Raw genomic sequence first — 24,395 nt, forward strand, 5'->3', positions numbered from 1 at the left:
ACCAAGACGGCGGATGGTTACGTCCGCTCGGGCGATGCGGGGTTCTTCGATCCGCAGACCGGCCACCTGCGCATCATCGACCGGGCCAAGGATGTCGGCAAGCTCAATGACGGTTCGCTGTTCCCGCCAAAATACGTCGAGAACAAGCTCAAATTCTATCCCAATATCAAGGAAGTCGTCGCTTACGGGCACGAGCGCGATTTCGTCACCTGCTTCATCAATATCGACCTCACGGCCGTGGGCAACTGGGCGGAGCGCAACAACGTGATCTACGCCTCCTATCAGGAGCTCGCGCAGCATCCGCGTGTCTACGAGATGATCGCCGCGCATGTGGACGAGGTGAACCGCTCGCTTGCCGCCGAGCCGCGCATGGGTGGCGCCCAGGTCAAGCGCTTCCTTATCCTGCACAAGGAGCTCGATGCCGATGACGGCGAACTGACGCGCACGCAGAAGGTCCGGCGCGGCTTCATCGCCGAGCGCTACGAACCCCTCGTCACGGCACTCTACGATGGTTCGACAGAGGCCGATATCCGCACCGAAGTCACCTTCGAGGACGGGCGCAAGGGCGTCATCGCGGCGCGGGTGACGATCCGTGACATGCCGATCCACCCGGTCACGACCGAAGCCGCCATGGAGAAGGCCGCATGAGCGTGAACCCGACCAGCGCCGAGATCGCCGAGAAGGCCACCGAAAAGCCAGCGTGCGAAACCGTGGAGCCGCAGGGCGCCGGGGGTGACGCTCCGTTAGTGGCAGCGCCTGCGCTCCGTCGTTCCGAGGAAGTGCTGCTCGCCGTCGACAATGTCTCGCTGGGTTTCGGTGGCGTGAAAGCCCTGACCGACGTCTCCTTCGATATCCGCAAGGGCGAAATCCGCGCGATCATCGGGCCCAACGGGGCCGGCAAGACCTCGATGCTCAACTGCATCAACGGGTTCTATCATCCCACCGAGGGCAGGATCACCTTTCGTGGCGAGACGCGGCGCAAGATGCGCCCCTATGAGGCCGCCGCAGGCGGGATCGCGCGGACCTTCCAGAACGTGGCGTTGTTCAAGGGCATGTCGACCCTTGACAACATCATGGCGGGGCGTTCGCTGAAGATGAAAGCGAACCTGTTCTGGCAGATCCTGCGCTTCGGCCCGGCGATGCGCGAGGAAGTCGCGCATCGCCGCGTGGTCGAAGATATCATCGACTTCCTGCAGATCCAGGCGATCCGCAAGACGCCCGTCGGCAAGCTCCCCTACGGACTGCAAAAGCGCGTGGAACTTGGCCGGGCGCTGGCCATGGAGCCTGATCTGCTGCTTCTCGACGAGCCCATGGCGGGCATGAATCTCGAGGAGAAAGAGGACATGAGCCGCTTCATCCTCGACGTGAACAACCATTTCGGCACCACCATCGCCCTGATTGAACACGATATGGGCGTGGTGATGGATCTGTCGGACCGCGTCGTCGTGCTCGAATACGGCCGCAAGATCGCGGACGGGACGCCGGATGAGGTGAAACGCGACCAGAAGGTCATCGACGCCTATCTCGGCGTGCCGCATTGAAGCCTCGAGCCAGAAGCAAAGCCGCGAGTCAACGCTCATGAACCTCCTGCACCAGATCTTCATCGAACCCTTCGCCTTCATGGGCGAGGCCCCGGACCTGCTTCTGCAGGTTCTCTGGGAGGGCTTCGTTTCCGGCATCCTCTATGCGCTGATCGCCCTCGGCTTCGTCCTCATCTTCAAGGCGTCGGGGGTGTTCAACTTCGCCCAGGGCATCATGGTGGTGTTCGCCGCGCTGACGCTGGTGGGCTTCCATGCCATGGGCGTGCCGGCCATCCTCGCGCTGGCGCTGGCGATCGGGGTTATGTTTTTGCTCGCCGTCACGGTCGAACGGGTGGTGCTGCGACCCCTTGTGAATCAGCCCGATATCATTCTCTTCATGGCCACCTTCGGGATCACCTATTTCCTGATCGGTTTCGGCGAGCTGATCTTCGGCGGGGAGCCCAAGCAGATGATCACCTCGGAGCTGATGCTGCCGCAAGGCCGGACCAGCTTCGACGTGGCCGGCGGCTTTGTCGCCGTGCAGCATATCGACGTGGCGGCTGCGGTGATCGCGGTGATCATGATCGCCACGCTCGGCATCTTCTTCTCCAAGACCCGCATCGGGCGGGCCCTTCGCGCGGTGGCCGACAGCCACAAGGCGGCGCTCTCCGTCGGCATTTCGCTCAACCAGATCTGGGTGATCGTCTGGTTCGCCGCCGGCATCGTCGCGCTGGTCACTGGGATCATGTGGGGCGCGCGCTCGGACGTCTCCTTCGCCCTTCAGATCATCGCGCTTAAGGCGCTGCCTGTTCTGATCCTCGGCGGCTTCACCTCGATCCCGGGCGCGATCGTCGGCGGGCTCATCATCGGCTTCGGCGAGAAGCTGGCCGAGTTCTACTGGGGCCCGATCGTGGGCGGGGGTATCGAGAGCTGGTTTGCCTATGTGATCGCACTGATCTTCCTCGTCTTCCGTCCGCAGGGGCTGTTCGGCGAAAAGATCATCGAACGAATATGACGATGCGCAGGAAGAACGACACGCTTTGCATGCAGCCGGAGCCGGTCCGGGCACCGCATAACGAGACCAGGAAGGGAATCGCGCCGTGATCTATCGTGAGGCCGGGCAATTCAAATCGAACTATGCCGCAGACATGGCGGTGTTCCCGCTGAAGCAGGACCGGATCGGCATTGTCGTGATCATCCTGCTGGCCTATTCCATGGCCTTTTTCGGCTCGACCTTCATGCTCCAGGCAGTGCTGATTCCGTTCCTGATCTTCGCCCTCGCGGCGATCGGGCTGAACATGCTGGTCGGCTATACCGGTCTGCTCTCGCTCGGTACCGGCGCCTTCATGGGTGTGGGCGCCTACGCCTGCTACAAGCTGATGACGATCTTCCCCGAGGTAAACGTCGTCGTCTGGATCTTCGTCTCCGGCTTCTTCGCCGCCGGTATCGGGGTGCTCTTCGGCCTGCCGAGCCTGCGCATCAAGGGGTTCTATCTCGCCGTGGCGACACTCGCCGCGCAGTTCTTCCTGCAATGGACCTTCAACCGGGTGCCCTGGCTGGTGAACTACAACATCTCCGGGGCTATCGAGGCGCCCCGGCGCACCCTGTTCGACGTGCAGATCGTCGGCGCTGCGGCGACGCCGCAGGCGCGCTACATCGTGGTTCTGACCATCGTGATCATCCTGACCTGGATCGCGTCCAACATCGTGCATGGTCGTATCGGTCGGCAATGGATGGCGATCCGCGACATGGACATCGCAGCCGAACTGATGGGCATTCGCCCTTTCAAGGCCAAGCTCATGGCCTTTGCGGTCTCGTCGTATTATTGCGGCGTGGCCGGGGCGATGATGGTCTTTCTCTGGTATGGCGGCGCGGAATACAACGTCTTCAACATCGACCAGTCCTTTGAAATCCTGTTCATGGTGATCATCGGTGGTCTCGGTTCGCTGATCGGCTCGTTCTTTGGCGCGGCTCTGATCTTCATGCTCCCGATCGCCATGGGCGCTCTGCTGCCTGCGATCTTTGAGCCGCTGGGCATCCGCATCGGCGCCGAGACGATCGAGCATCTGCGCTTCATGATCCTCGGCGCCATGATCATCTTCTTCCTGATCGTCGAGCCGCACGGCCTCGCGCGGCTATGGCAGATCGTCAAACAGAAGCTCCGGGTCTGGCCGTTCCCCTATTAGGGGCGGCCGGAATCACAAGGAGACGTCGCAGCAGACTGAAACCGGCCGGTCAACGGCCATGACCCTGGGAGGGGAACGCTCATGTCACTCAGATTATACGGTATCGGCGCTCTGGCCGCTTCCGTCTTCGCCGCATCCGCTGCGGTGACGGCGGCGCAGGCGCAGGACGGCATCTATGTGCCGCTTCTGACCTATCGCACCGGCGCCTTCGCCGGCTCCGGCATCCCGATCGCGGACGGCATGCATGATTATCTCACCATGCTGAACGAGCGCGATGGCGGTATCGGTGGCGTGCCTCTGATCATCGAGGAATGCGAAACCGGCTACGACACCACGCGCGGCGTGGAATGCTACGAATCCGTGCGCGGCAACAATCCGGTCGTGATTAATCCCTATTCCACGGGCATCACCCTGCAACTGATCCCGCGCGCTGCGGTCGACGAGATTCCCGTGCTGTCGATGGCCTACGGTCTTTCGGCAGCGGCTGACGGCACCACATTCCCGTGGGTGTTCAACCCGCCGGTGACCTATTGGGACGGCGCTTCCGCCTTCGTCAAGCATGTCGCGGATGTCGAAGGCGGCTTCGAGAACCTCGCGGGCAAGACCATCGGTCTCCTGCATCTCGATGCTCCCTACGGGCGCGAGCCGATCCCGGTGCTCGAGGCGCTTGCCGAAGAACACGGTTTCGAGGTCAAGCTCTACCCGGTTCCCGCACAGGACATGCAGAACCAGTCCTCGGTCTGGCTGAACGTGCGTCGCGACCGTCCGGACTGGATCTACCTGCAGGGCTGGGGCGCCATGAACCCCACCGCAGTGCGTGAAGCCGTGCGCACCAACTTCCCCGTGGATCGCCTGGTCGGTGTCTGGTGGGCCGGTGGCGACGAGGATGCCCGCGCCGGCGGGGCCGAGGCTGCCGGTTACAAGTCGCTGAACTTCCATGGCGTCGGCTCCGACTACCCCTTCATGGACGATATCATCACCTATGTGCACGAACGCGGCCTCTCGCAGTTCCCGCGCGAGCGCATCGGCGACAACCTCTACAACCGCGGCATCTACAACTCGATGCTGGTCGCCGAAGCGATCCGTACGGCGCAGGAAATCACGGGCAAGGACGTGATCGACGGTACCGATATGCGGCTCGGGCTCGAGGCGATGAACATCACGCAGGAGCGTGTGGTCGAGATGGGCATGGACGGCTTCATGGCGCCGCTTGCCATCACCTGCGAAGACCATAGCGGTCATAATCAGGTCTATGTGGCCCAATGGGGCGGTGATGCCTGGACACAGGGGACCGACTGGATGTCGCCGATGACGGAATTCGTGCGGCCCCTGATCGAAGACGCCGCTCAATCCTACGCTGCGGCCGATTCCGGATGGCCCGAGCGGACGGAAGAATGCCCCTGAGGCAGGCTCCGCGCCACTGACGAAATCCCGGCGGGGCGCCACTGCCGCTCCGCCGGACCCCGATCGTGATGACCCTGCAGGATGAATCCGAGATGAGCGCCACGACTGAAACCGCGCCCGAACAGAGCGCGCCTGATCCGCAGACGAAGGATCTGATCCTGTCGGTCAACAATATCGAAGTGATCTACGATCACGTCATCCTGGTGCTGAAGGGAGTCTCGCTCAACGTGCCGCGACGCGGCATCGTCGCCATTCTCGGCGCCAACGGTGCCGGCAAGACCACGACGCTCAAGGCCATCTCCAACCTGCTCCATGCCGAGCGCGGCGAGGTGACCAAGGGCTCGATCGAGTTCGAGGGCGAGCGCATCGAGCGGCTGTCACCCAATGACCTGGTACGACGTGGCTGCATCCAGGTTCTGGAAGGCCGCCACTGCTTCGGCCACCTGACCATCGAGGAAAACCTCCTCACCGGCGCCTTCACCCGCAAGGACGGATCCGCCGCCATCAAGGCGGATATGGAGAAGGTCTACAACTATTTCCCCCGTCTGCGCGAGCGCCGCAGCGCCATGGCGGGCTACACGTCCGGCGGCGAGCAGCAGATGTGCGCCATCGGGCGCGCCCTGATGAGCAAGCCCAAGATGATCCTGCTCGACGAGCCCTCGATGGGGCTGGCGCCGCAGATCGTCGAGGAAATCTTCGAAATCGTGCAGGATCTCAACGCAAAGGAAGGCGTCTCCTTCCTGCTGGCGGAGCAGAACACCAACATGGCGCTGCGCTACGCCACCTACGGCTACATTCTGGAGACGGGGCGCGTGGTGATGGACGGTGAGGCGAAGATGCTGCGCGAGAACGAGGATGTGAAGGAATTCTACCTCGGCATCTCGGATAGCGGCGCACGCTCCTTCCGAAACGTCAAGACCTACAAGCGCCGCAAGCGCTGGCTAGCCTGAAGGCGGGCCTGCAGCGATCAGCGCCCGGCGAGCCTGCGCAAGGCTTCCTGCGGAATCTCGATCAGCGTCTCGATGGCTGCGCCATCCCCGACCAGCGTGAAGCGGAAAGACGTCGCGCCCATGATCTCACGCGGGGTCTCGGCAAAATCGACCGTGAAGACCTGTCGGCCCGACAAATCGGCCCGGGGCGCATCATCGGGATCGAGGAACCAGTGATAATCCGGGCCTTCCGCCATCAACAGGGCATCGGGCGGCGCCGCGACGGTCAGTGCGAGCTTGCCGTCATCGGTCACGGCGTGGTCATGGAAGGCGAGCCCGGCATAAGTCTCGCCAGGTGTGACGCGGCGGGGCACCTGCCTCGACGCGTCGGCGAGGCGTGGCGCATGCCCCCCGCTCTGCGCGACGGGAATGGTCAATTCGAAATCGGCGAAGGCGGGAATACAGACATCCTTGCACACTCCGTAGCTCAGACTGACGCTGAGCGTCACCGGTTCGCCGGTATCGGTCGGCGTGATCATCACAGGCAGGAGAACGTCATCCTGGTAACCGAAGAACGTGCCGCTCGCATCCCTGAAACGCCCCGGGGCGGGGAATTCGAGTGAGAGATCCGCGACATTCCGCGAGCCGGACCAATCGATCTCCGGCGGCAGACCCGAATCACCGGCATGGCGCCAATAGGTCTTGTAGCCTTCTGCGAGTTCGATCTCGATACCGGCGAGCATCTGCGTCCCGTCGCCGGCGCCGGCGATGAGCCGTGCGCGGGAGGCATGGCCTTCTTCCCAGGCGGTTTCCTGTGCGATGGCCGATCCGGCCATGCCCGCCGACAGCGCGAGCAGAAACACGGATGCAGCTGCCGGGACTCGCAATGGCTGAAACCGATTGCGCCGCCCGGCGCGCGCCACGGCGCCGTCGAAGAGTTCGTCATGTCGCGCAAACCTCATTCGCATCGTCCTCTCGCTTTTGAGATCTACAGGTAACCTTCTCCCGCCCGGCCTCCAAGTCCACCGCGCTCAAGGATGCGTGACCGGGGATCACAAATCGATGGACATCGGCATCCGGTTTCGCGATTCTGGGCTCTGCAGAGAGGATCGTGTCACCATGGGCAAGGACCGGGTCAGCGCATTCGACAATCTCGAAGGGCATTTGCTCATCGCCATGCCCGGCATGCCGGATGAGCGTTTCATGCGTGCCGTGATCTATGTCTGCGAGCACTCCGCGCGGGGCGCGATGGGTATCGTCATCAACAAACCGGCATCCGATCTGCGGCTGCCCGATCTCCTGGTGCAACTGGAGATCATCGGAGATGATGATGCGATGCGTCTTCCTGTTGCGCTCGATCGCATGCCTGTCCTGATGGGCGGGCCAGTCGAGACCAGCCGCGGCTTCGTGCTGCATTCCCCCGATTACCGGGTAGCGCAATCGACCCAGGCCGTCGCCCCCGAGATCTGCCTGACATCCACGGTCGACATTCTGCGCGCCATCGCCCGCGGGCATGGACCACGCGATGCCGTGCTCGCGCTGGGTTATGCCGGGTGGAGTGCGGGACAGCTGGAGAGCGAAATCCAGAGCAATGGATGGTTGAGCTGCCCGGCCGATCCGGATGTCGTCTTCAACCATGCTGCCGATGACCAATACGCGCGCGCTCTGCACCTTCTGGGTATCGACCCGGCCCTGCTGTCATCATCGGCGGGCCATGCCTGACCGGGTGCTTCCAATCATTCCCGCGCGAATCGTTTCTTCACATTCAGCCGGTATACGCCTGACGAAATGATGCCCTGAAACGAAACCGCCGCATCTCGTCACGGACGCGGCGGTCAGGCCCGCCGCGCGCGACGGGGCCGGTCATGAAACAATTTCAGTGGACGGTAGCCTTGCCGTTTGCCTGTTGCAGGCGCGAGATCTCGTCCCTGAGCTGGAGCTTCCTGCGTTTGAGTTCGGCGACTTCGCGGTCATCCGAAGAGGGGCGGATCTGGGCTTCGTGAAGCGCCTTCTCCAATGCCTGGTGCTTTTTTTCCAACTCCACGAGATGGCTCTGCAGCGACATGTCGGGTCCTCCATTCGTTTGTGCCGACGTCATCATACTGTCACACGAAACGTGGCGATTCAAAGATAATCGCATCATTCGCATTTGACCGATTTGCCGAATTCTGCGGGCTGGACGCCTGCTGTGGAAAGGCTTACTGTATGCACCCACAACACGTGAGGCGTCGCGGAGCGAATATGGTCGGCGAAGACGAGACTTACCGCGATGCGGGAGATTGCGGGAACGATAATGTCGACAATCTGGTCGCCGACAACATCGTCGCCTTCGGCGGTCCTCGTGACGAGGAGCGGGCGCTGCGCCGCGAGCTGGAGCGCCTGCGCCAGGAGCATCGCGACCTCGATTCGGCGATCGACGCGCTCGAGACCATGAGCACCAGCGACAAGCTGCAGCTGCAGCGCCTGAAAAAACGAAAGCTGATCCTGCGCGACCGGATCATCGACCTTGAAGACCAGCTCAATCCCGATATCATCGCTTGAACGCGCCGTTATCGAAGGCGCCAGACAGCGCGTCAGCGCACGGCGCGCACGGCCTCGTCATCCTCGATGACATAGAGCACGGGTTCCGCGACGGGTGGCCGGCGAATGCCGGGGCGCACGGGATCGGCGATGACGATGCGGATCGTCTGATCGCTCCGGCTGCCGGCAATCTTTGATTGATTTCCCTGCGACCCGGTCAGGACCGTGATTCGGCTGGTCTCCGCCCCGGCCGGTGTGGCGAGGACGGCAAGCGGGACGACAGCGAGGGCGATCAGCGCGGCAGCGCAAAGGGCGGCGCCTGTCAGGCTGCGGCTGATCGGTGCAAGCGACATGGCATTCATCCTTCGATCCCCGATTTCCTGCATTGTGGTTAACGAAGTCTAAACGCCCGCAAGGCTCCCGTCAGCACGAATCTGCATCGGCTTGGCCGATGCGGCAGAGCAATCCGGGATCGTATATTCCGGAAACGGAAAGCGCCGCCCCGAACGGCTGTGGTGCGCCCCCGGGTGCCCAGCCGAAAGCGCTCACCAGAATTCTTGCATCCGGAGCCGAAAACGGGGTAATGGCTTCCACGATGCCGGTTTAGCTCAGTTGGTAGAGCAACCGCCTTGTAAGCGGTAGGTCGTCAGTTCGAGTCTGACAACCGGCACCATTTCCCGGCCCTCAACCCCTGTCGCTGACGCGCACACCGCGCGAGCGGCTCACGACCGGCCTGTGCCCCTCTGCATCAAGGGCGCCGGAAGGCGCGATCTTCTCGTTGGGGTTGGACTGCATGCCCTTGCCCGCCGTCTGATCGTCGTGGATCTGCGTCGCACTCTCGGATCCGCGCTTCATGTCCAGCGCCTTTTCCATGTTCTTCTGCAACTCGGTCTTCCCGGATTTGGCGCTCAATTCGTCATCTCCGCAATTGGCGTTCGTGCGAGGGTGATCCCGTCCCGGGATGGACCTCACTCCTTCGCCTTGTCGATTTCGTCTTCGTCGGCACTTTTGGGCGGCTTGTCCTTGCCGGTCACCACACGCTCGGCCTCGCCGAGCAATTTTGAATGCTCGTGACCCATCCGGGTATCGGCATGATGGAACCCGCCCTGACCCGGGGAATTGTCCGTGCCGGGCCGCTTGCGCTTGTCGCCTTCCTCAGGCGCTTGTGTTGCGGCGTCTTCCTTTTTCCTCTCGTCGGATTCTTCGGCCATGCGCGCCTCCTTTCGATGATCTTCAATAAGTTTGATCAACGCGTCGACCGTGACCGCGTTCCATGATGACATCGGGTCTTGTGTGGCGCATCAGCAACACCTAGATCAGGGATGCCGGTTGCTTACCAGGAAGGGCCGGCGCGTTAGCAGAGCATCATGAGGCGTGCCCGTTCGGGGCGTCCATGGGTGGCTTGAAAGGACGAGAGATGAATATCGAGAAATATACCGAACGCGCCCGAGGCTTCCTCCAGGCGGCGCAGACCATCGCCCTTCGTGAGGGGCACCAGCAATTCGCGCCCGAGCATGTGCTCAAAGCCCTGCTCGATGATTCCGAAGGCATGGCCGCAGGCCTGATCGCGCGCGCCGGCGGCGACGCGAAGACCGCGCTCCAACTCACAGACCAGTCGCTCGCGAAGCTTCCCAAGGTCGAGGGCGGCAGCGGCCAGCTCTATCTCCAGCCCGGCACGGCACGTGTTTTCGACGCGGCGGAAAAGGCCGCCGACAAGGCCGGCGATTCCTTCGTCACGGTGGAGCGACTGCTGCTCGCACTCGTCATCGAGAAGGATACCGAGGCCGGCAAGGCGCTTGCAAAGGCGGGGGTCAGCGCGCAAAACCTAAACGCGGCGATCAACGCCCTGCGCCAGGGTCGCACCGCCGACAACGCCTCGGCGGAGAACGCCTACGAGGCCTTGAAGAAATACGCCCGCGATCTGACCCAGGCGGCGCGAGACGGCAAGCTCGATCCGGTGATCGGTCGCGACGAGGAGATCCGCCGCGCCATCCAGGTGCTCTCGCGCCGCACCAAGAACAATCCCGTCCTGATCGGCGAACCCGGCGTCGGCAAGACCGCCATCGTCGAGGGGCTCGCACTGCGCATCGTCAATGGCGATGTGCCGGAGAGCCTGCGCGACAAGCGCCTGCTCGCCCTCGATATGGGCGCGCTGATCGCGGGGGCGAAATATCGCGGTGAATTCGAGGAGCGTCTCAAGGGCGTCCTGCAGGAGGTGACTGCGGCAGAGGGCGAGATCGTGCTATTCATCGACGAGATGCACACCCTGATCGGTGCCGGCAAGGGCGACGGGGCGATGGACGCCTCGAACCTGCTGAAGCCGGCGCTCGCGCGCGGTGAACTGCATTGCGTCGGCGCCACCACGCTCGACGAGTACCGCAAGCATGTGGAAAAGGATGCAGCGCTCGCCCGACGCTTCCAGCCCGTCTTCGTCTCCGAACCGACCGTCGAGGATACGGTTTCGATCCTGCGCGGGCTGAAGGAGAAATACGAGCAGCATCACGGCGTGCGCATCGCCGATTCGGCGCTCGTCGCGGCGGCCACCCTGTCGAACCGCTACATCACCGACCGCTTCCTGCCCGACAAGGCCATCGACCTCGTCGATGAGGCGGGCGCGCGGTTGCGCATGCAGGTCGATTCGAAGCCTGAAGAGCTCGATTCCATCGATCGCGAGATCATCCGGCTGAAGATCGAGGGCGAAGCGCTGAAGAAGGAGGCGGATACCGCCTCCAGGGATCGCCTCGCCCGGCTCGAGAAGGAGCTCGCCGATCTCGAGGAGCAGTCCGCGCAGATCACTGCGCGCTGGAATGCCGAGAAGAGCAAGCTCGGCGCAGCGGCGGAGCTCAAGCGGCGCCTCGACGAGGCCCGCACCGAGCTCGCCCAGGTCCAACGCGAGGGGCAGTATCAGCGCGCCGGCGAGCTCGCCTACGGCATCATTCCCGATCTCGAGAAGCAGCTTTCGCAGACCGAGGCGGCGGAAGACGCTGGTCCCGCCGACGGGGCGCTGATGGAAGAGGCGGTGACGCCAGATCACATTGCCGGCGTGGTCTCGCGCTGGACCGGCGTGCCGGTGGATCGCATGCTCGAAGGCGAGCGCGAGAAACTGCTCGCCATGGAGACCCAGCTCGCCAAGCGGGTCGTCGGCCAGCGTGAGGCAGTTCATGCCGTCTCGACCGCCGTACGTCGTGCCCGGGCCGGTTTGCAGGATCCCAACCGCCCGATCGGCTCGTTCATGTTCCTTGGCCCCACCGGCGTCGGCAAGACCGAGCTGACCAAGGCGCTGGCGTCATTCCTGTTTGACGACGAGAGCGCGCTGGTGCGCATCGACATGTCGGAATACATGGAAAAGCACTCCGTCGCCCGCCTGATCGGCGCGCCTCCCGGCTATGTCGGTTACGACGAGGGCGGGGCGCTGACGGAAGCGGTGCGCCGGCGGCCCTACCAGGTCGTGCTTTTCGACGAGATCGAGAAGGCGCATCCCGACGTGTTCAACGTGCTCCTCCAGGTGCTCGATGACGGGCGCCTCACCGACGGCCAGGGCCGCACGGTGGATTTCCGCAACACGCTGATCGTGATGACCTCGAATCTCGGCTCGGAATTCCTCGTGGCCCAGAGCGAGGGCGAGGATACGGATGCGGTGCGCGACACGGTGATGGGGGTCGTTCGCGGCCATTTCCGCCCCGAATTCCTCAACCGCGTCGACGAGATCATCCTGTTCCATCGCCTGCAGCGCGAGCAGATGGGCGCCATCGTCGCGATCCAGCTGCAGCGCCTGCAAAAGCTCCTCGACGAGCGCAAGATCAGGCTCGAACTGACCGAGGAGGCGCGGGACTGGCTCGGCCAGAAGGGCTATGACGCGGCCTATGGGGCGCGTCCGCTCAAGCGCGTCATCCAGAAATCGGTGCAGGATCCGCTGGCCGAGGCGATCCTCGCCGGCGCCATCAAGGATGGCGAGACGGTGCCTGTCAGCGTCGGTCCGCTGGGGCTGATGATCGGTGGGATCGCGGCGGCGCCGGGTGCGCTGCCGCCTGCTCCGGACAACCCGGCCGACAAGCCCGGCGACGGTTCCGCGCTGCACTGAGAGCCGTGCTGCGCTGCATCAGTACACTGCGCCGGGAAACCGGCGCAGTGGTCGCAAAGCCATGTGAAAGCTTGACAGGACGTTGCAACCCTGCGCATTCATGCGGATGTTGCGCCGCAAAAAATTTTGTTAAGGAATTCTGGAACCGATCTTGCTTCGGCAGTGTTGTCGGAATGCGAAACGGGAGGTCAGAATCATGAATGTGTTCAGGACAGCCAACAGGGATCTCATGCCGATGCTCGGCGTTTCCATTGTTTTCGGCGCGATCGGCGCGGCAGCCATCATCAGTCTGGCGACACTCTCCGCTCCGACCTTCTCCCTGGCGGCCCTGCTGCCCTGACGGAGAAATGCACAAACAGGCGGCAATTGCCGCCTTTTTTTATTGCCTGATCGAAAGACGCCACTGTCGGCGCGCCATGCGGGCGCATGCGCAATACTGACTGGCGAAGCGAAATATCCAGCGTGCGAATTCGGATAACGCCGCTGCGAACATTCGCCGTGCCCCATTCTCGCCGTTTGCGTGATCGCCGGATTGCGCGAAGCGGGGCCCGGTGATCCGGGCCTCCTCGTGACGCGGCAGGGCTCACGTTGACGCCGACTGCGCGATAGAAACCAAATATCAATGAAGGAAAATGGAGCGGGCGATGGGATTCGAACCCACGACCCCAACCTTGGCAAGGTTGTGCTCTACCCCTGAGCTACACCCGCACGCTCCGTGACGGCCCTGAAACCGTCTGCGGTGATCGCCACCGCGTCGACGGGGTTGATATGAACCAGACGCGCGGGCTTTGCAAGAGGATTTTTTGAGGATTTTTTGAGGATTTTCTTGCGGATTTTTCGCCGATTTCCCGGCACAGGCTCCCGCAGAAACGCCGTATGCCTTGAGGCCGGGCCCGTGCATGGGTACAAGCAAAGCCATGATGACACCGCAACAACTTCTCGCCGCCCTCGATAAGCGCGGCTACGCGACTACCACCACCGGGCACGAAGCCGTGTTTACGGTGGCGGAATCGCAGCATGTGAAGGCGCGTATTCCGGGCGGGCATACGAAAAACCTCTTCCTGAAGGACAAGAAGGGTCGCATCTTCCTGGTGACGGCGGAATCGGAAAGCCCCGTCGATCTCAAGCGGCTGCATCCCGTGATCGGGGGCTCCGGGCGGCTGTCATTCGGCTCGGCGGAACTGCTCGGGGCGCTTCTCGGCGTCGAGCCGGGTTCGGTGACGCCGCTCGCCCTGGTGAATGCGCCGCCGGAGAAAATCTCCTTCGTGCTTGACCGGCGCCTGGCCGATCAGGAGATCATCAACGCCCATCCGCTGATCAACACCATGACCACCTCGATGCGTGTGGCCGATCTGATCAGCTTTCTCGCGGAGCATGGCCACGAGACACGGATTCGCGATCTGCCGGTGCCGCCGGAAGAGAAATCCGCAGATTCCGGGGCTGGTCAAAACGATGCGGCGATCCCATCTTGAGAGCAACCTTTTAAACGGCAACCTCGGACAACCCTGCGCCGACATCCGGCGCGATCACGCCAACGGACCGCGCAGCGGTTGAAGAGCCAGAGAGTGAGACGAGCATGTTCGGCAATTCGATGACGGGACAGGCGACCCCGGCCCCCGGCACGGCGCAACAGGCCGGCGCCGATCTGATCAAGGAGACGACCACCGCGACGTTTCGCGAGGACGTTATCGCCGAATCGATGAACCAGCCGGTTCTCGTCGATTTCTGGGCGCCCTGGTGCGGCCCTTGCAAGCAGCTCACCCCGGTGATCGAGAAGGCGGTGACCAAGGCGGCCGGCAAGGTCAAGCTCGTCAAGATGAATATTGACGATCACCCCGCCATTGCCGGCCAGCTCGGCATCCAGTCGATCCCCGCCGTGATCGCCTTCAGCCAGGGACAACCGGTCGACGGTTTCATGGGCGCCGTGCCCGAGAGCCAGATCGATGCCTTCATCGCCAAGCTCGGTGGCGGCGCGCAGGGGCCCTCTCCGGTGGAGCAGGCCCTGGAGGAGGCACACAAGCTCGCTGCGGATGGTGATGTTCAGGGTGCCGCGCAGCTCTTTGCTGCCGTGCTGCAGCAGGAAAACGACAATGCCCCGGCAATCGCCGGCATGGCCCGGTTGCATCTCGACATGCAGGATGTCGAGGGCGCCCGGCGTTTTCTCGACATGACACCGGAAGACAAGCGGGACGACCCCGCCATCGTTGCCGTGCGCAAGGCGCTGGAGCTCGCCGAGCAGGCCGGGAAGCTCGGTGATACCGCCGAACTCGAGGTGAAGCTGGCCGCCGATCCCGATGATCATCAGGTGCGTTTCGATCTCGCCACTGCCTTGGCCGGCGCCAACAGGCGCATGGAGGCGGCGGAGCATCTCGTCGAGATCGTCAAGCGTGATCGGGAATGGAACGAGGATGGCGCGCGCAAGCAACTCCTGGAATTCTTCGAGGCCTGGGGGCCCAAGGATCCCGCGAGCATTGCCGGGCGCCGCAAGCTTTCGGCCGTGCTCTTCAAATAAGCGGAGGGCACCATGCCCACGAATATCGCCTATCGCGGTCCGCAGGATTGCCCTGACGTGATTCCGGTCTTTCCCCTGCCTGGCGCGCTGCTTCTGCCGCGCGGCCAGATGCCGTTGAACATCTTCGAGCCGCGTTACATGGCGATGATCGACGATGCCCTGCGCGGCGAGCGGCTGATCGGCATGGTACAGCCGGAATCAGACGGGATACCCGGCTCCGGCGAGGGCGGAAACGCCACGCCCGGGCGGCTCTATCGGGTCGGCTGTGCCGGACGCATCACCCAGATCGCCGAGACCGGTGACGGGCGCTACCTGCTCACGCTCACCGGCATCGCGCGGTTTCGCGTGATCGAGGAGTTCACCGTGATGACGCCCTATCGTCAGGTGCGCGCCGATTTCTCCGCGTTCGAGACCGATTTCATCGCCCGCGCCGGCGAGGATGAGGTCGATCGTGAGCGCCTGATCGCGGCCCTTCGCCAATTCGTCAAGGTGATGGAGATCGAGGTCGACTGGCGCGGCGTCGAGCAGGCACCGAATGAGGCGCTGGTCAATGCGCTTTGCATGATGACCCCGTTCGGGGCGGCGGAAAAACAGGCGCTGCTTGAGGCTCCGGATCTGAAGAACCGCGCCGAGGCGCTGATCGCGCTCACCGAGATCGAAGTGCTGCGCGGCGGCGATGACGAAGATTCCTCGCCGACCATGCAATAGCCCGACCGGGCCTCCAGGGATGTCGAACCATGTCCGAACACCAACCCGTTCCAGAACGTCAAGACGCATCTCCCGATCCCGCATCACCCGGGCCTGTATCGTCGGCACCTTTCGGGATCGATCCCAAACTGCTGGAAATCCTCGTCTGCCCGCTGACCAAGGCAACGCTGGAATATGATGCGGACAAGCAGGAGCTGATCTCCAGACAGGCGCGGCTCGCCTATCCGATCCGTGACGGGATCCCGATCATGCTCCCCGAGGAAGCGCGTCAGCTTCCTGATTGAGGCGTGCTCTTCGTGCGCGCAGCGATCGCCTCGGCGAGGGCGACGACGCGCTCGGCCATCTGCGCATGCAGCCGCTCGACCATGCGCCCGTCGAGCGCGATCACGCCCTTGCCGGCATTCTCCGGCTGCGCGAAAGCATCGAGAATCGCACGCGCCTGTGCGACCTCCTGTGGATCAGGCGCGAAGACCGCGTTGGCGGGCGCAATCTGGGTCGGGTGAATCAGGCTCTTGCCGTCGAATCCGAGATCGCGCCCCTGCCGGCATTCGGCCTCGAAAGCCTGGGTATCGTTGATGGCGTTGCAGACACCGTCGAGAATATCGAGCCCGTATGCGCGCGCGGCGATCAGCGCGCCCTGCAGCCAGGGCAGCATGCTCTCGCGTCCCGGCGTGAGGCGTGCGCGGGTCTCCTTGGCCAGATCGTTGAGCCCCATCACCAGACAATCCAGCCGGGTCGCGGGATCATCCGCGCAGGCTGCAATCTCGGCGATGCGCAGGATCGCGCCGGGCGTCTCGATCATCGCCCAGATGCGCACATGCGGGCTCGCATCGGCTTCGCGCAGGCGGATCGCGATGTCGAACAGGGCGCATGCGCTTTCGACCTTGGGGATCAGGATGGCATCGGGCCCTGCCGCGCAGGCCGCTTCGAAATCGGCTTCGAACCAGTGCGAGCCCGGCCCGTTCACGCGGATCACGGTCTCACGTCCCGGCCAGGCGCGGCCCGCTACCATGGCGCAGACCGAATGGCGCGCGTCTTCCTTCGCCTTCGGCGCGACAGAATCCTCCAGATCGAGGATCAGCACATCGGCATCGAGACCACGCGCCTTGTCGAGGGCACGGGAATTGGCGCCGGGCATGTAGAGCGCGCTGCGACGGGGGTGAATGCTCATGATGCGATCAGTCTCCTGCCTGTTATTGCGGCGCAACGCCCGCGATGCCGTCAGGCCCGGTCAGCCCGTTCGGCGCAGACGCTCACGATAGAGCAGGTAGAGCCCGGAGGCGATGACAATGCTCGCGCCGACAAGCGTCCAGGGATCGGGCCAGTCGCCGAAGACGAAATAGCCAAGGAGCAGCATCCAGAGAAGCTGGCTGTAGATGAAGGGTGCCAGGATCGGCGCCGGCGCGCGGGCATGAGCCAGAATCAGCAGCCAATGCCCGAACCCGCCGTAGAAGCCCACCGCGCAGAGCAGGAACCAGATCAGAGGCTCGTCCGGCATTTGCCAGACGAAGGGCAGGATCGGCGTCATCAGCGCAACCCCGGCGAGCCCCGAATAGACCATGGTGGTGCGCGAGGAATCGGTCGCGGCCAGGAGGCGTGTCGAGATGCCGTAGAGCGCGTAGCAGATGGCGCCGGCCACCGAAAGGAAAGCGGCGGGATGCATGCCGCCGAAGCCCGGACGGGTCACAACGAGCACGCCGAGAAAACCCACGCCGATGGCGATCATCCGGCGCGGCCCGGCCCATTCACCCAGGATCGGCCCGGCGAGCAGCGCCACCAGGAAGGGCGTGGCGAAGAGGATCGAGATGGTTTCGGCCAGCTGTAGATATTGCAGGGCGATGAAGTTGAGGATGGTCGAGGCCATCAGCAGGATCGAACGTGCGACCTGGAGAACCGGGCGGCTGGTGCGCAGCACGCCGGGGCTGGTCCAGTGATTGACGAAGAACGAGACCAGCACCACGCTGACCGTATAGCGCGCCCAGACCGTCTGGAGCGGATCGACCCCTTGGCCCGCGAGCCATTTCGCCGTCGCGTCGAGGCAGGAGAAACAGGCCAGCGCGCCGCTCATCAGGGCGATGGCGATCAGCCTGCTGCGGCGCTCCTCGGGGGAAGCGGGCGCATCGAGATTGCCGGAAGATGCGGGGCGGCGGGCTCGTTCGTCCATGAGGTGAGCATAAACCCGCGCGCAATATGCTGGCCTTGCGATTGCGCACAGGGCGATCGGAAAGTTTCGAACGGCCTGCCGCAGCGTCAGGCGGAAATCGGATCCCGATCCGGCGCTCCGGGCGCGAGGGCGATTGCCTCCGGGCTGTCGGCGCCGGCGGTCTCGTCGCCATCCTCGTCGTCATCACCATCGGCCAGTGCGGAATCATCGGCGGCGGCAAGGCGCGCGAGATTGCGTCCGACCTTGCGCAGGACCTTGCGCAGGCGCTTGCGATCCTTGCCGTCGAGCCCGGCGAGCAATTCGTCCTCGACCTCGTCCCAGAGCCCCGTGATGGCCTCTGCGCGCGCTTGCCCCGCCTCGGTCAGCGCGACGCGCACGACGCGCCCGTCAGTTGTACGGTCCTGCCGCGCGACGAGGCCCATCGCCGAGAGGCGCGAGACCGTCTTCGAAGCGGTGGGCGGACGCACCTGCAGGATCGTTGCGAGTTCGCCCATGCTCATGCCGAGAGGAGCGTCATTTCTCTTGTTGCCCCCCTTGTTGCCACCCTTGCCGCCCGGTGCAGCATCCCGGGCGGCCAGCGCCTGAAGCACCTGCTCCTGGCCCGGATACAGCCCGAGTGCGACGAGTTTCTCGCCCATCCGGGCGCGATGCAGGCGCGCCGCCCGCATCAGCACCCAGCCCACGCTTTTTTCGCCTGGATGTTTCATCGCATACCCGCCGATATCTCCGGCTCGCCCCTCGTATCGGGGCGCCCGGTTGAAGCATGACACGGCAATCCTTTGCCGCATACAGTTTGCCACCACGACCATGACGCGCGCATGACAGTGAAGGCCATCATCCTCCGGCGCTCGGGATCGAAAAAGCCATCGGCAGCGCCGGCGATTTCTGGCACGCTTCGTGTATGCTCCTGTTACCAAGGATGCCGCCAAGAATGCCGCCAGAGCAAGCCGCCAGAGCACACCCCCGGAGAAACCCGATGCCTTATTCCATCCCGCGCGCTGATTACGCCGCCATGTTCGGCCCCACCACGGGCGACACGGTGCGGCTGGCCGATACCGATCTCGTCATCAGGATCGAGCGCGATTTCACCAGCTATGGCGAGGAGGTGAAATTCGGTGGCGGCAAGGTGATTCGCGACGGGATGGGCCAGAGCCAGCGCACCCGCGCCGAGGGCGCCGTCGATACGGTGATCACCAATGCCACCATCATCGATCATTGGGGGATCGTGAAAGCGGATATCGGCATCAGGGACGGGCGCATCGCCGGCATCGGCAAGGCCGGCAATCCCGATATCCAGCCAGGCGTCGATATCATCATCGGCCCGGGCACCGAGGCGATCGCGGGCGAGGGCAAGATCATCACTGCGGGCGGCTTCGATGCGCATATCCATTTCATCTGCCCGCAGCAGGTGGAAGATGCGCTGATGTCGGGGCTGACCACCATGCTCGGCGGCGGCACCGGCCCCGCCGATGGCACCAACGCCACCACCTGCACACCGGGCTCCTGGCATATCGCGAAGATGCTCGAAGCCGCAGACGGGCTGCCGATGAACCTCGCCTTTGCCGGCAAGGGCAATGCGGCCCTGCCCGGCGCCCTTGTCGAGATGATCGAGGCGGGCGTCTGCGCCATGAAGCTGCACGAAGACTGGGGCACCACGCCGGCTGCGATCGACAATTGTCTCTCGGTCGCTGATGAATACGACGTGCAAGTGATGATTCACACCGACACGCTGAATGAAAGCGGCTTCGTCGAGGATACCGTGGCGGCCTTCAAGGGGCGCACCATCCACGCCTTCCATACCGAGGGCGCCGGCGGCGGTCATGCGCCGGACATCATGAAGGTGGCGGGACTCGAAAACGTCATTCCCTCCTCGACCAATCCGACGCGCCCCTTCACGGTCAATACGATCGACGAGCATCTCGACATGCTGATGGTCTGCCACCATCTCGACCCGTCGATCCCGGAAGATCTCGCCTTCGCCGAGAGCCGCATCCGCAAGGAGACGATCGCGGCGGAGGATATCCTGCACGATCTCGGCGCGCTCTCGATCATGGCCTCCGACAGCCAGGCCATGGGCCGGGTTGGCGAGGTGATCACCCGCACCTGGCAGACCGCCCACAAGATGAAGACGCAGCGCGGCGCGCTTGCCGAGGATGCCGGCACGGGGGCGGATAATTTCCGGGTCAGGCGCTACATCGCCAAATACACCATTAACCCGGCCATCGCGCACGGCATGGATGAGCATATCGGCGCGGTGGAAGTCGGCAAGCTCGCCGATCTGGTGATCTGGGACCCGGCCTTCTTCGGCGTGAAGCCCAAGCTCGTGATCAAGGCGGGCACCATCATCGCGGCGGCGATGGGCGATCCCAACGCCTCGATCCCCACGCCGCAGCCCGTGCATTACCGCCCGATGTTCGGTGCCTTCGGGCGCGCCCTGCAGCGCACGAGCTTCACCTTCCTCTCGCAAGCGGGCATCGACAAGGGCGTGCCACAGGCGCTCGGACTGGCAAAAACCTGCTTGCCGGTGCGCAACGTGCGCTCTGGCATCTCGAAGAAGTCCATGATCCACAACGATGCCACACCGCAGATCGAGATCGATCCGGAAACCTATGCGGTGACGGCGGACGGGGAACTGCTCGTCTGCGAACCGGCGAAGGAACTGCCGCTGGCGCAACGGTATTTCATGTTCTAGTCAAGATCAGCCCGCGCCTGCCTCACTCGCGCCTGCCTTGCCCGAGCCTGCCAGAAAACGCGCGGTGATTGCGAGATCAGCCGGGGTCAGGCCATGGCCTGCGGGCAGGATTTCGAGGCTGACGGCGGCGCCGGCTTCGCCGAGCGCAAGAGCCAGTTCCTGCGAACGCGCAGCCGGAATCAGCGGATCGGAGGCGCCAGCCAGGATCAGCACCGGTTTGCCGGAAAGCGGCGTTCCCGGTGCTTGCGGCAACGGCCGCATCACCCGCCACAGGGCTGCACCCGCGAGATTTTCCGGCGCGAGCCAGAGCAGGGATGCGGCGATGTTGGCGCCGTTGGAAAAGCCCACTGCCACGGGTCGCGAGAGCGCGTATGCCGCGCAGGCCTGATCGATGAAGGCGGCGAGCGCCTGTGTCTGCGCACGCAGATCGGCTTCGTCGAACACGCCTTCCGCGAGGCGCCGGAAGAAGCGCGGCATGTCGTTTTCGCTGACATTGCCGCGCAGCGAAAGGATCGCGGCGCCCGGAGCGATCTCACCGGCGAGCGGCAGCAGATCGCGCTCGTCGCCACCGGTACCGTGCAGAAACAGTAGCGGCGGCGTTTGGTCATGGCCCTTCGAGGCCGGCACGAAGACGTGCCGGAAGCCGAAAGCGTCGCTCACCTGTGAATTGGAGGGCATTGCGTTCATCACACGTCCTCCCGCTCCAGCGAGGGCAGCATCGCGGCGATCGTCTCGCGACGCGCCTCGAGGCCTGGCGGCAGCTTCAGGCTCTCACCCAGATGACCCGGATCCTCGTCCACGGCGAAACCCGGACCGTCGGTGGCGATCTCGAACAGCACGCCGCCGGGCTCGCGGAAATAGATCGAGCGGAAGTAGTTACGGTCGCGCTGCTCCGTCGCGGTGATGCCGAAGCGATCGCGCAGGATCTGCGCCATTGCCGCCTGCGCCGCGTCGTCTGCTGCACGGAATGCCACGTGATGCACCGATCCGGCGCCGAGCCGCGGACGGGCGCCGTAAGCGGATTGCGCAATCTCGACGGCGGTCAGCGGCGAATCGCTGCCCGCGAGCCCGATATGCCTGGCCCGCGCCTCACTGTGGCGGAATCCCAGCACGTCGCGCAGGATTGCAGCCGTGGCTTCCGGGTCGGGCACAGCGAGGGTGACGCTCTCGAAACCGCGCAGTGCCTGCCCCTTGGCGATCCCGGGGATCGTCCAGGCGGGCTCGTCCTCGGCACCCGTGACGCCGATAATGGCGAAAGCCATCCCGTCGGGATCGCGAAAGGTCAGCGCGCGGCGGCCCTGGCGCGTGTCCTCGGCATGCGCGACGCCGTGGGCTTCCAGCCGATCACGCCAGAAACCCATCGCCCCTTCAGGAGCACGAAACGCCGTCTCGACGGTCTCGCCGTCACCGGGACGACCGGGCGCGATATGGGGCCAGGGAAAGAATGTCAGCGCCGAACCGGGGCGCCCCGCCGCATCGCCGTAATACAGATGCCAGGTGGAAGGATCGTCGAAATTGACGGTGCGCTTGACCAGACGCTGGCCGAGGATCTCGGCGTGAAAATACCGGTTGCGACCGGGCGCGCCCGCCATCGCCGTGACATGATGAATACCCGCGACGCTCATGGCCGTCTCCCGAAACCGCGCGGCGCCCACGCACCGTCTCCGATGTCATACAGATCGAGATCGCCATGCGCATTGGTAAGCCGGGCAAGCCAGGTCTTGCCCGAATGCAAGCTTGGTTGCCGGGATATCAGGCGGAATGCGCCAACTCTGCAAGGAGCGGTGGCATCGGCGGGAGTACATCGCGCAGGCGACGCGCGCGGTGTGGCGGAATCCGGTCAATTTCCAACCCTGTAAAGACATGCAGGGTATCGAGATCGGTATCGATCACCGCGTGATTCGATACCCAGCCGCCGAGACCCGGATAGCTGCGCAGGAGCGGCGGGAGCGCCGCAAACGCGTCACGGGGATCGCCCTGATGATGGTGCGCCCTGTCGGCAAACGTGACAACCTGCGGCGCCTTGATGCCCGGCATCCAGTGCGGCGGGGCCCGATACCGGGCGGCGAGCAGGTCGAGCGCCGCAGCATGCGTGTCATGAGACGCCCCCGTGAAGGAACTGCAGCCGAACAGGAGGCCGGCATCGCATGCATCCACGACATTCGCGACCGCGCCCCAGGCCAGCCGCAGGATCGCCGGATCCCGCCAGCCCGGGCGCATGCAGAACCGCCCCATCTCGATCACCGAGGCGGGATAGGCCTGCAGTGCGGAGAGATCATAGAACCGGGCCGTGTAACTGCGCCCGATATCCTCCCCGGAGCGCAGCGGCAGCAACCGGAAACACGCGACGAGCGTCCCGCTGATCTCGTCCTCGATCAGGAGATGCCGGTACACGTCATCAAAGGCATCCCGGTCGAGCCCGTCGGTGCGTGGGCGCGCACCGGGGCGATTCTCGATAAAGGCGGCGTGGCGCAGTTCCTCGGCACGCATGATATCGCCGTTTTCCTCGGCGAAGCGGATGCGGTAATGGTTGCGGTGGATCGCATGCATGCCGCGCCCTCCGGGCTGGTGACGGATTTGTCGCCGCGCCAAGATGCGCCGGGAAGAGCTGGTCGGCGCGCATGGCCATGCAAGTCAGCGACGTTCCAAGGTGTCCGACCACCGTTAATCCGGACACCAACGCTTTAATTTACAATAATTCCAGTCGAATCGCGACAGGCAATCAGCTTTCGTGTCTCGCAATGCGCAAAGCGTGCGCTCTTCCCGAAAGTCAGCGTTCTCACGTCGAAGATCGCCCTTTACGCCCCGCGAAATTGCGGATCGCGCTTCTCGGCGAAGGCGTGGCGGCCCTCCTGGTGGTCGGCGCTGGCAAAGAGCATGGGCTGACCGTCGAGTTCACAGGCGAGCACGCGGTCGAGATCGTCCGTGCCGCGCGCGAAAGCGGCCTTCGTCATGGCGATGGAGAGCGGCGCGAGGCGGGCGATGTCGCGGGCGCGGGCGAGCGCGATGTCGCGCACGCTGCCGGCGGGGGCGAGCATATCGACGAGCCCGAGCGCCTTCGCCTCCTCGCCGCCGATGACCGGGGCTTCGAGCATCATCCTTTTGGCCGCGCCGAGTCCCACGCGCGGCGGCAGCGACCAGATCAGCCCGGCATCGGGCATCAGGCCCACCTTGGCGAAGGAGGCGCAGAATTTTGCACCTGGATCGGCCACCACCACGTCGCTCGCCGCGGCGAGCGCGAGACCGGCGCCGAAAGCCGCGCCCTCGACGGCGGCGATGACGGGTTTCGGCCCCGCCGCGATGCGGCGCACGATGTCGTGGATGATGGCGATGCGCCGGCGCGCACCCATCGGATCGTCGGCGCGCATGGCGGAGAGGTCCCCGCCCGAACAGAAAGCCCCGCCCGCGCCGGTGAGCACGATGGCGCGGCAATCCGGATCGGCGATCGCTTCGTCAAGCGCTTCGCGCAAGGCAAGCCGCAGATCCATGGTCAGCGCGTTGCGCTTGGCCGGCTCGTTGAGGGCGAGAATGGCGACAGCGCCCTCACGGGCGACGAGAACGGGCGGGGGAGTCACGGCATCGGTGGATTTCTGGCTCATCGCGTATCATCCGGGCTCGGTGGCGGATGCGCCGACGATAGCCCGGATGCAGATGCGCGCCACCGGCATTGACCCACATC

General features: G+C 64.3%; 26 protein-coding genes, 2 tRNA genes and 1 pseudogene. 16 read left to right on the plus strand and 13 right to left on the minus strand.

Translation table 11 applies throughout. The annotated features are described in order from the left end of the window. The 6 genes and pseudogenes from VKP01_RS07380 to VKP01_RS07405 form a co-directional block, all read left to right on the plus strand. A pseudogene (locus VKP01_RS07380) lies at positions 1-648 on the plus strand (long-chain fatty acid--CoA ligase); the annotation flags it as partial. Then, entirely contained in the window at positions 645-1,541 is an 897-nt protein-coding gene (locus VKP01_RS07385) for an ABC transporter ATP-binding protein (protein ID WP_324411511.1), read from the plus strand. The pseudogene VKP01_RS07380 and the gene VKP01_RS07385, both read left to right, overlap by 4 nt. Before the next feature lie 37 nt (positions 1,542-1,578). Beyond that, positions 1,579-2,535, plus strand: coding sequence for a branched-chain amino acid ABC transporter permease (locus VKP01_RS07390; protein WP_324411512.1), 957 nt, complete (start codon positions 1,579-1,581; stop codon positions 2,533-2,535). Between the two features lie 85 nt (positions 2,536-2,620). Further along, positions 2,621-3,706 (plus strand): branched-chain amino acid ABC transporter permease, encoded by a 1,086-nt coding sequence (locus VKP01_RS07395; protein ID WP_324411513.1) that lies wholly within the window; start codon positions 2,621-2,623, stop codon positions 3,704-3,706. An 81-nt stretch (positions 3,707-3,787) separates the two neighbouring features. Beyond that, positions 3,788-5,110: an ABC transporter substrate-binding protein gene (locus VKP01_RS07400; RefSeq protein ID WP_324411514.1), complete on the plus strand. Its 1,323-nt coding sequence runs from the start codon at positions 3,788-3,790 to the stop codon at positions 5,108-5,110. Between the two features lie 92 nt (positions 5,111-5,202). Continuing rightward, a complete protein-coding gene (locus VKP01_RS07405) occupies positions 5,203-6,060 on the plus strand; it encodes an ABC transporter ATP-binding protein (protein ID WP_324411515.1) in 858 nt (285 codons plus the stop codon). Between the two features lie 17 nt (positions 6,061-6,077). Here the strand turns inward: VKP01_RS07405 and VKP01_RS07410 are convergent, their stop codons facing one another. Next, complete coding sequence (locus VKP01_RS07410; RefSeq protein WP_324411516.1) at positions 6,078-7,001, minus strand: protein-disulfide reductase DsbD domain-containing protein; 924 nt, start codon at positions 6,999-7,001, stop codon at positions 6,078-6,080. Positions 7,002-7,158: 157 nt separating this feature from the next. On the opposite strand from VKP01_RS07410, the gene VKP01_RS07415 reads away from it, so the two are divergent. Further along, on the plus strand, positions 7,159-7,761 hold the full coding sequence (locus VKP01_RS07415) for a YqgE/AlgH family protein (protein WP_324411540.1): 603 nt from the start codon (positions 7,159-7,161) through the stop codon (positions 7,759-7,761). A 154-nt stretch (positions 7,762-7,915) separates the two neighbouring features. On the opposite strand, the gene VKP01_RS07420 is transcribed toward VKP01_RS07415, so the two are convergent. Beyond that, on the minus strand, positions 7,916-8,104 hold the full coding sequence (locus VKP01_RS07420; RefSeq protein WP_324411517.1) for a YdcH family protein: 189 nt from the start codon (positions 8,102-8,104) through the stop codon (positions 7,916-7,918). Between the two features lie 254 nt (positions 8,105-8,358). On the opposite strand from VKP01_RS07420, the gene VKP01_RS07425 reads away from it, so the two are divergent. Then, the gene (locus VKP01_RS07425; protein ID WP_324411541.1) at positions 8,359-8,580 is read left to right on the plus strand and encodes a YdcH family protein; all 222 of its coding nucleotides are present in this window, start codon (positions 8,359-8,361) and stop codon (positions 8,578-8,580) included. Positions 8,581-8,612: 32 nt separating this feature from the next. Here VKP01_RS07425 and VKP01_RS07430 read toward each other — a convergent pair whose 3' ends face one another. After that, a complete protein-coding gene (locus VKP01_RS07430; RefSeq protein ID WP_324411518.1) occupies positions 8,613-8,912 on the minus strand; it encodes a hypothetical protein in 300 nt (99 codons plus the stop codon). A gap of 244 nt (positions 8,913-9,156) precedes the next feature. Between VKP01_RS07430 and VKP01_RS07435 the strand changes: the two genes are divergently transcribed. After that, positions 9,157-9,232: transfer RNA gene (locus VKP01_RS07435), tRNA-Thr, on the plus strand. A gap of 11 nt (positions 9,233-9,243) precedes the next feature. Here the strand turns inward: VKP01_RS07435 and VKP01_RS07440 are convergent. Next, complete coding sequence (locus tag VKP01_RS07440; RefSeq protein WP_324411519.1) at positions 9,244-9,471, minus strand: hypothetical protein; 228 nt, start codon at positions 9,469-9,471, stop codon at positions 9,244-9,246. 56 nt (positions 9,472-9,527) lie between these two features. After that, a complete protein-coding gene (locus VKP01_RS07445; protein WP_324411520.1) occupies positions 9,528-9,770 on the minus strand; it encodes a hypothetical protein in 243 nt (80 codons plus the stop codon). 206 nt (positions 9,771-9,976) lie between these two features. Between VKP01_RS07445 and clpB the strand changes: the two genes are divergently transcribed. Both clpB and VKP01_RS07455 read left to right on the plus strand, forming a co-directional pair. After that, positions 9,977-12,640 carry an ATP-dependent chaperone ClpB gene (gene clpB, locus VKP01_RS07450; protein ID WP_324411521.1) on the plus strand — a complete coding sequence of 888 codons (2,664 nt, stop codon included), beginning with the start codon at positions 9,977-9,979 and terminating at the stop codon, positions 12,638-12,640. A 196-nt stretch (positions 12,641-12,836) separates the two neighbouring features. After that, positions 12,837-12,980, plus strand: coding sequence for a hypothetical protein (locus VKP01_RS07455; RefSeq protein WP_324411522.1), 144 nt, complete (start codon positions 12,837-12,839; stop codon positions 12,978-12,980). 293 nt (positions 12,981-13,273) lie between these two features. Here VKP01_RS07455 and VKP01_RS07460 read toward each other — a convergent pair. Further along, a tRNA-Gly gene (locus tag VKP01_RS07460) sits at positions 13,274-13,348 on the minus strand. Between the two features lie 212 nt (positions 13,349-13,560). On the opposite strand from VKP01_RS07460, the gene VKP01_RS07465 reads away from it, so the two are divergent. From VKP01_RS07465 to VKP01_RS07480, 4 genes are all read left to right on the plus strand, one after another. Further along, a complete protein-coding gene (locus VKP01_RS07465; protein ID WP_324411523.1) occupies positions 13,561-14,112 on the plus strand; it encodes a prolyl-tRNA synthetase associated domain-containing protein in 552 nt (183 codons plus the stop codon). A 104-nt stretch (positions 14,113-14,216) separates the two neighbouring features. Continuing rightward, positions 14,217-15,152 (plus strand): thioredoxin, encoded by a 936-nt coding sequence (gene trxA, locus VKP01_RS07470; protein ID WP_324411524.1) that lies wholly within the window; start codon positions 14,217-14,219, stop codon positions 15,150-15,152. Positions 15,153-15,164: 12 nt separating this feature from the next. After that, a complete protein-coding gene (locus VKP01_RS07475) occupies positions 15,165-15,860 on the plus strand; it encodes an LON peptidase substrate-binding domain-containing protein (RefSeq protein ID WP_324411525.1) in 696 nt (231 codons plus the stop codon). Positions 15,861-15,889: 29 nt separating this feature from the next. Further along, entirely contained in the window at positions 15,890-16,144 is a 255-nt protein-coding gene (locus VKP01_RS07480; RefSeq protein WP_324411526.1) for a Trm112 family protein, read from the plus strand. Here VKP01_RS07480 and VKP01_RS07485 read toward each other — a convergent pair. The 3 genes from VKP01_RS07485 to VKP01_RS07495 form a co-directional block, all read right to left on the minus strand. Continuing rightward, a complete protein-coding gene (locus VKP01_RS07485) occupies positions 16,129-17,031 on the minus strand; it encodes a CoA ester lyase (RefSeq protein ID WP_324411527.1) in 903 nt (300 codons plus the stop codon). The two genes, VKP01_RS07480 and VKP01_RS07485, sit on opposite strands and share 16 nt — an antisense overlap. A 60-nt stretch (positions 17,032-17,091) precedes the next feature. Then, positions 17,092-18,024, minus strand: coding sequence for a DMT family transporter (locus VKP01_RS07490; protein ID WP_324411528.1), 933 nt, complete (start codon positions 18,022-18,024; stop codon positions 17,092-17,094). Between the two features lie 86 nt (positions 18,025-18,110). Then, entirely contained in the window at positions 18,111-18,731 is a 621-nt protein-coding gene (locus tag VKP01_RS07495; protein ID WP_324411529.1) for a MarR family winged helix-turn-helix transcriptional regulator, read from the minus strand. Between the two features lie 269 nt (positions 18,732-19,000). On the opposite strand from VKP01_RS07495, the gene ureC reads away from it, so the two are divergent. Next, entirely contained in the window at positions 19,001-20,716 is a 1,716-nt protein-coding gene (gene ureC, locus VKP01_RS07500) for an urease subunit alpha (RefSeq protein WP_324411530.1), read from the plus strand. Between the two features lie 6 nt (positions 20,717-20,722). Here the strand turns inward: ureC and VKP01_RS07505 are convergent, their stop codons facing one another. The 4 genes from VKP01_RS07505 to VKP01_RS07520 form a co-directional block, all read right to left on the minus strand. Further along, entirely contained in the window at positions 20,723-21,394 is a 672-nt protein-coding gene (locus tag VKP01_RS07505) for an alpha/beta hydrolase (RefSeq protein WP_414706545.1), read from the minus strand. Between the two features lie 8 nt (positions 21,395-21,402). Continuing rightward, positions 21,403-22,341 (minus strand): VOC family protein, encoded by a 939-nt coding sequence (locus tag VKP01_RS07510; protein WP_324411532.1) that lies wholly within the window; start codon positions 22,339-22,341, stop codon positions 21,403-21,405. A 127-nt stretch (positions 22,342-22,468) separates the two neighbouring features. Continuing rightward, on the minus strand, positions 22,469-23,266 hold the full coding sequence (locus VKP01_RS07515; protein ID WP_324411533.1) for a GNAT family N-acetyltransferase: 798 nt from the start codon (positions 23,264-23,266) through the stop codon (positions 22,469-22,471). 248 nt (positions 23,267-23,514) lie between these two features. Then, positions 23,515-24,315: an enoyl-CoA hydratase/isomerase family protein gene (locus VKP01_RS07520; protein WP_324411534.1), complete on the minus strand. Its 801-nt coding sequence runs from the start codon at positions 24,313-24,315 to the stop codon at positions 23,515-23,517. Positions 24,316-24,395: the final 80 nt, after the last annotated feature.

Origin of the sequence: Saliniramus sp., assembly GCF_035311605.1 — a bacterium.
GTDB lineage: Bacteria > Pseudomonadota > Alphaproteobacteria > Rhizobiales > Beijerinckiaceae > Saliniramus.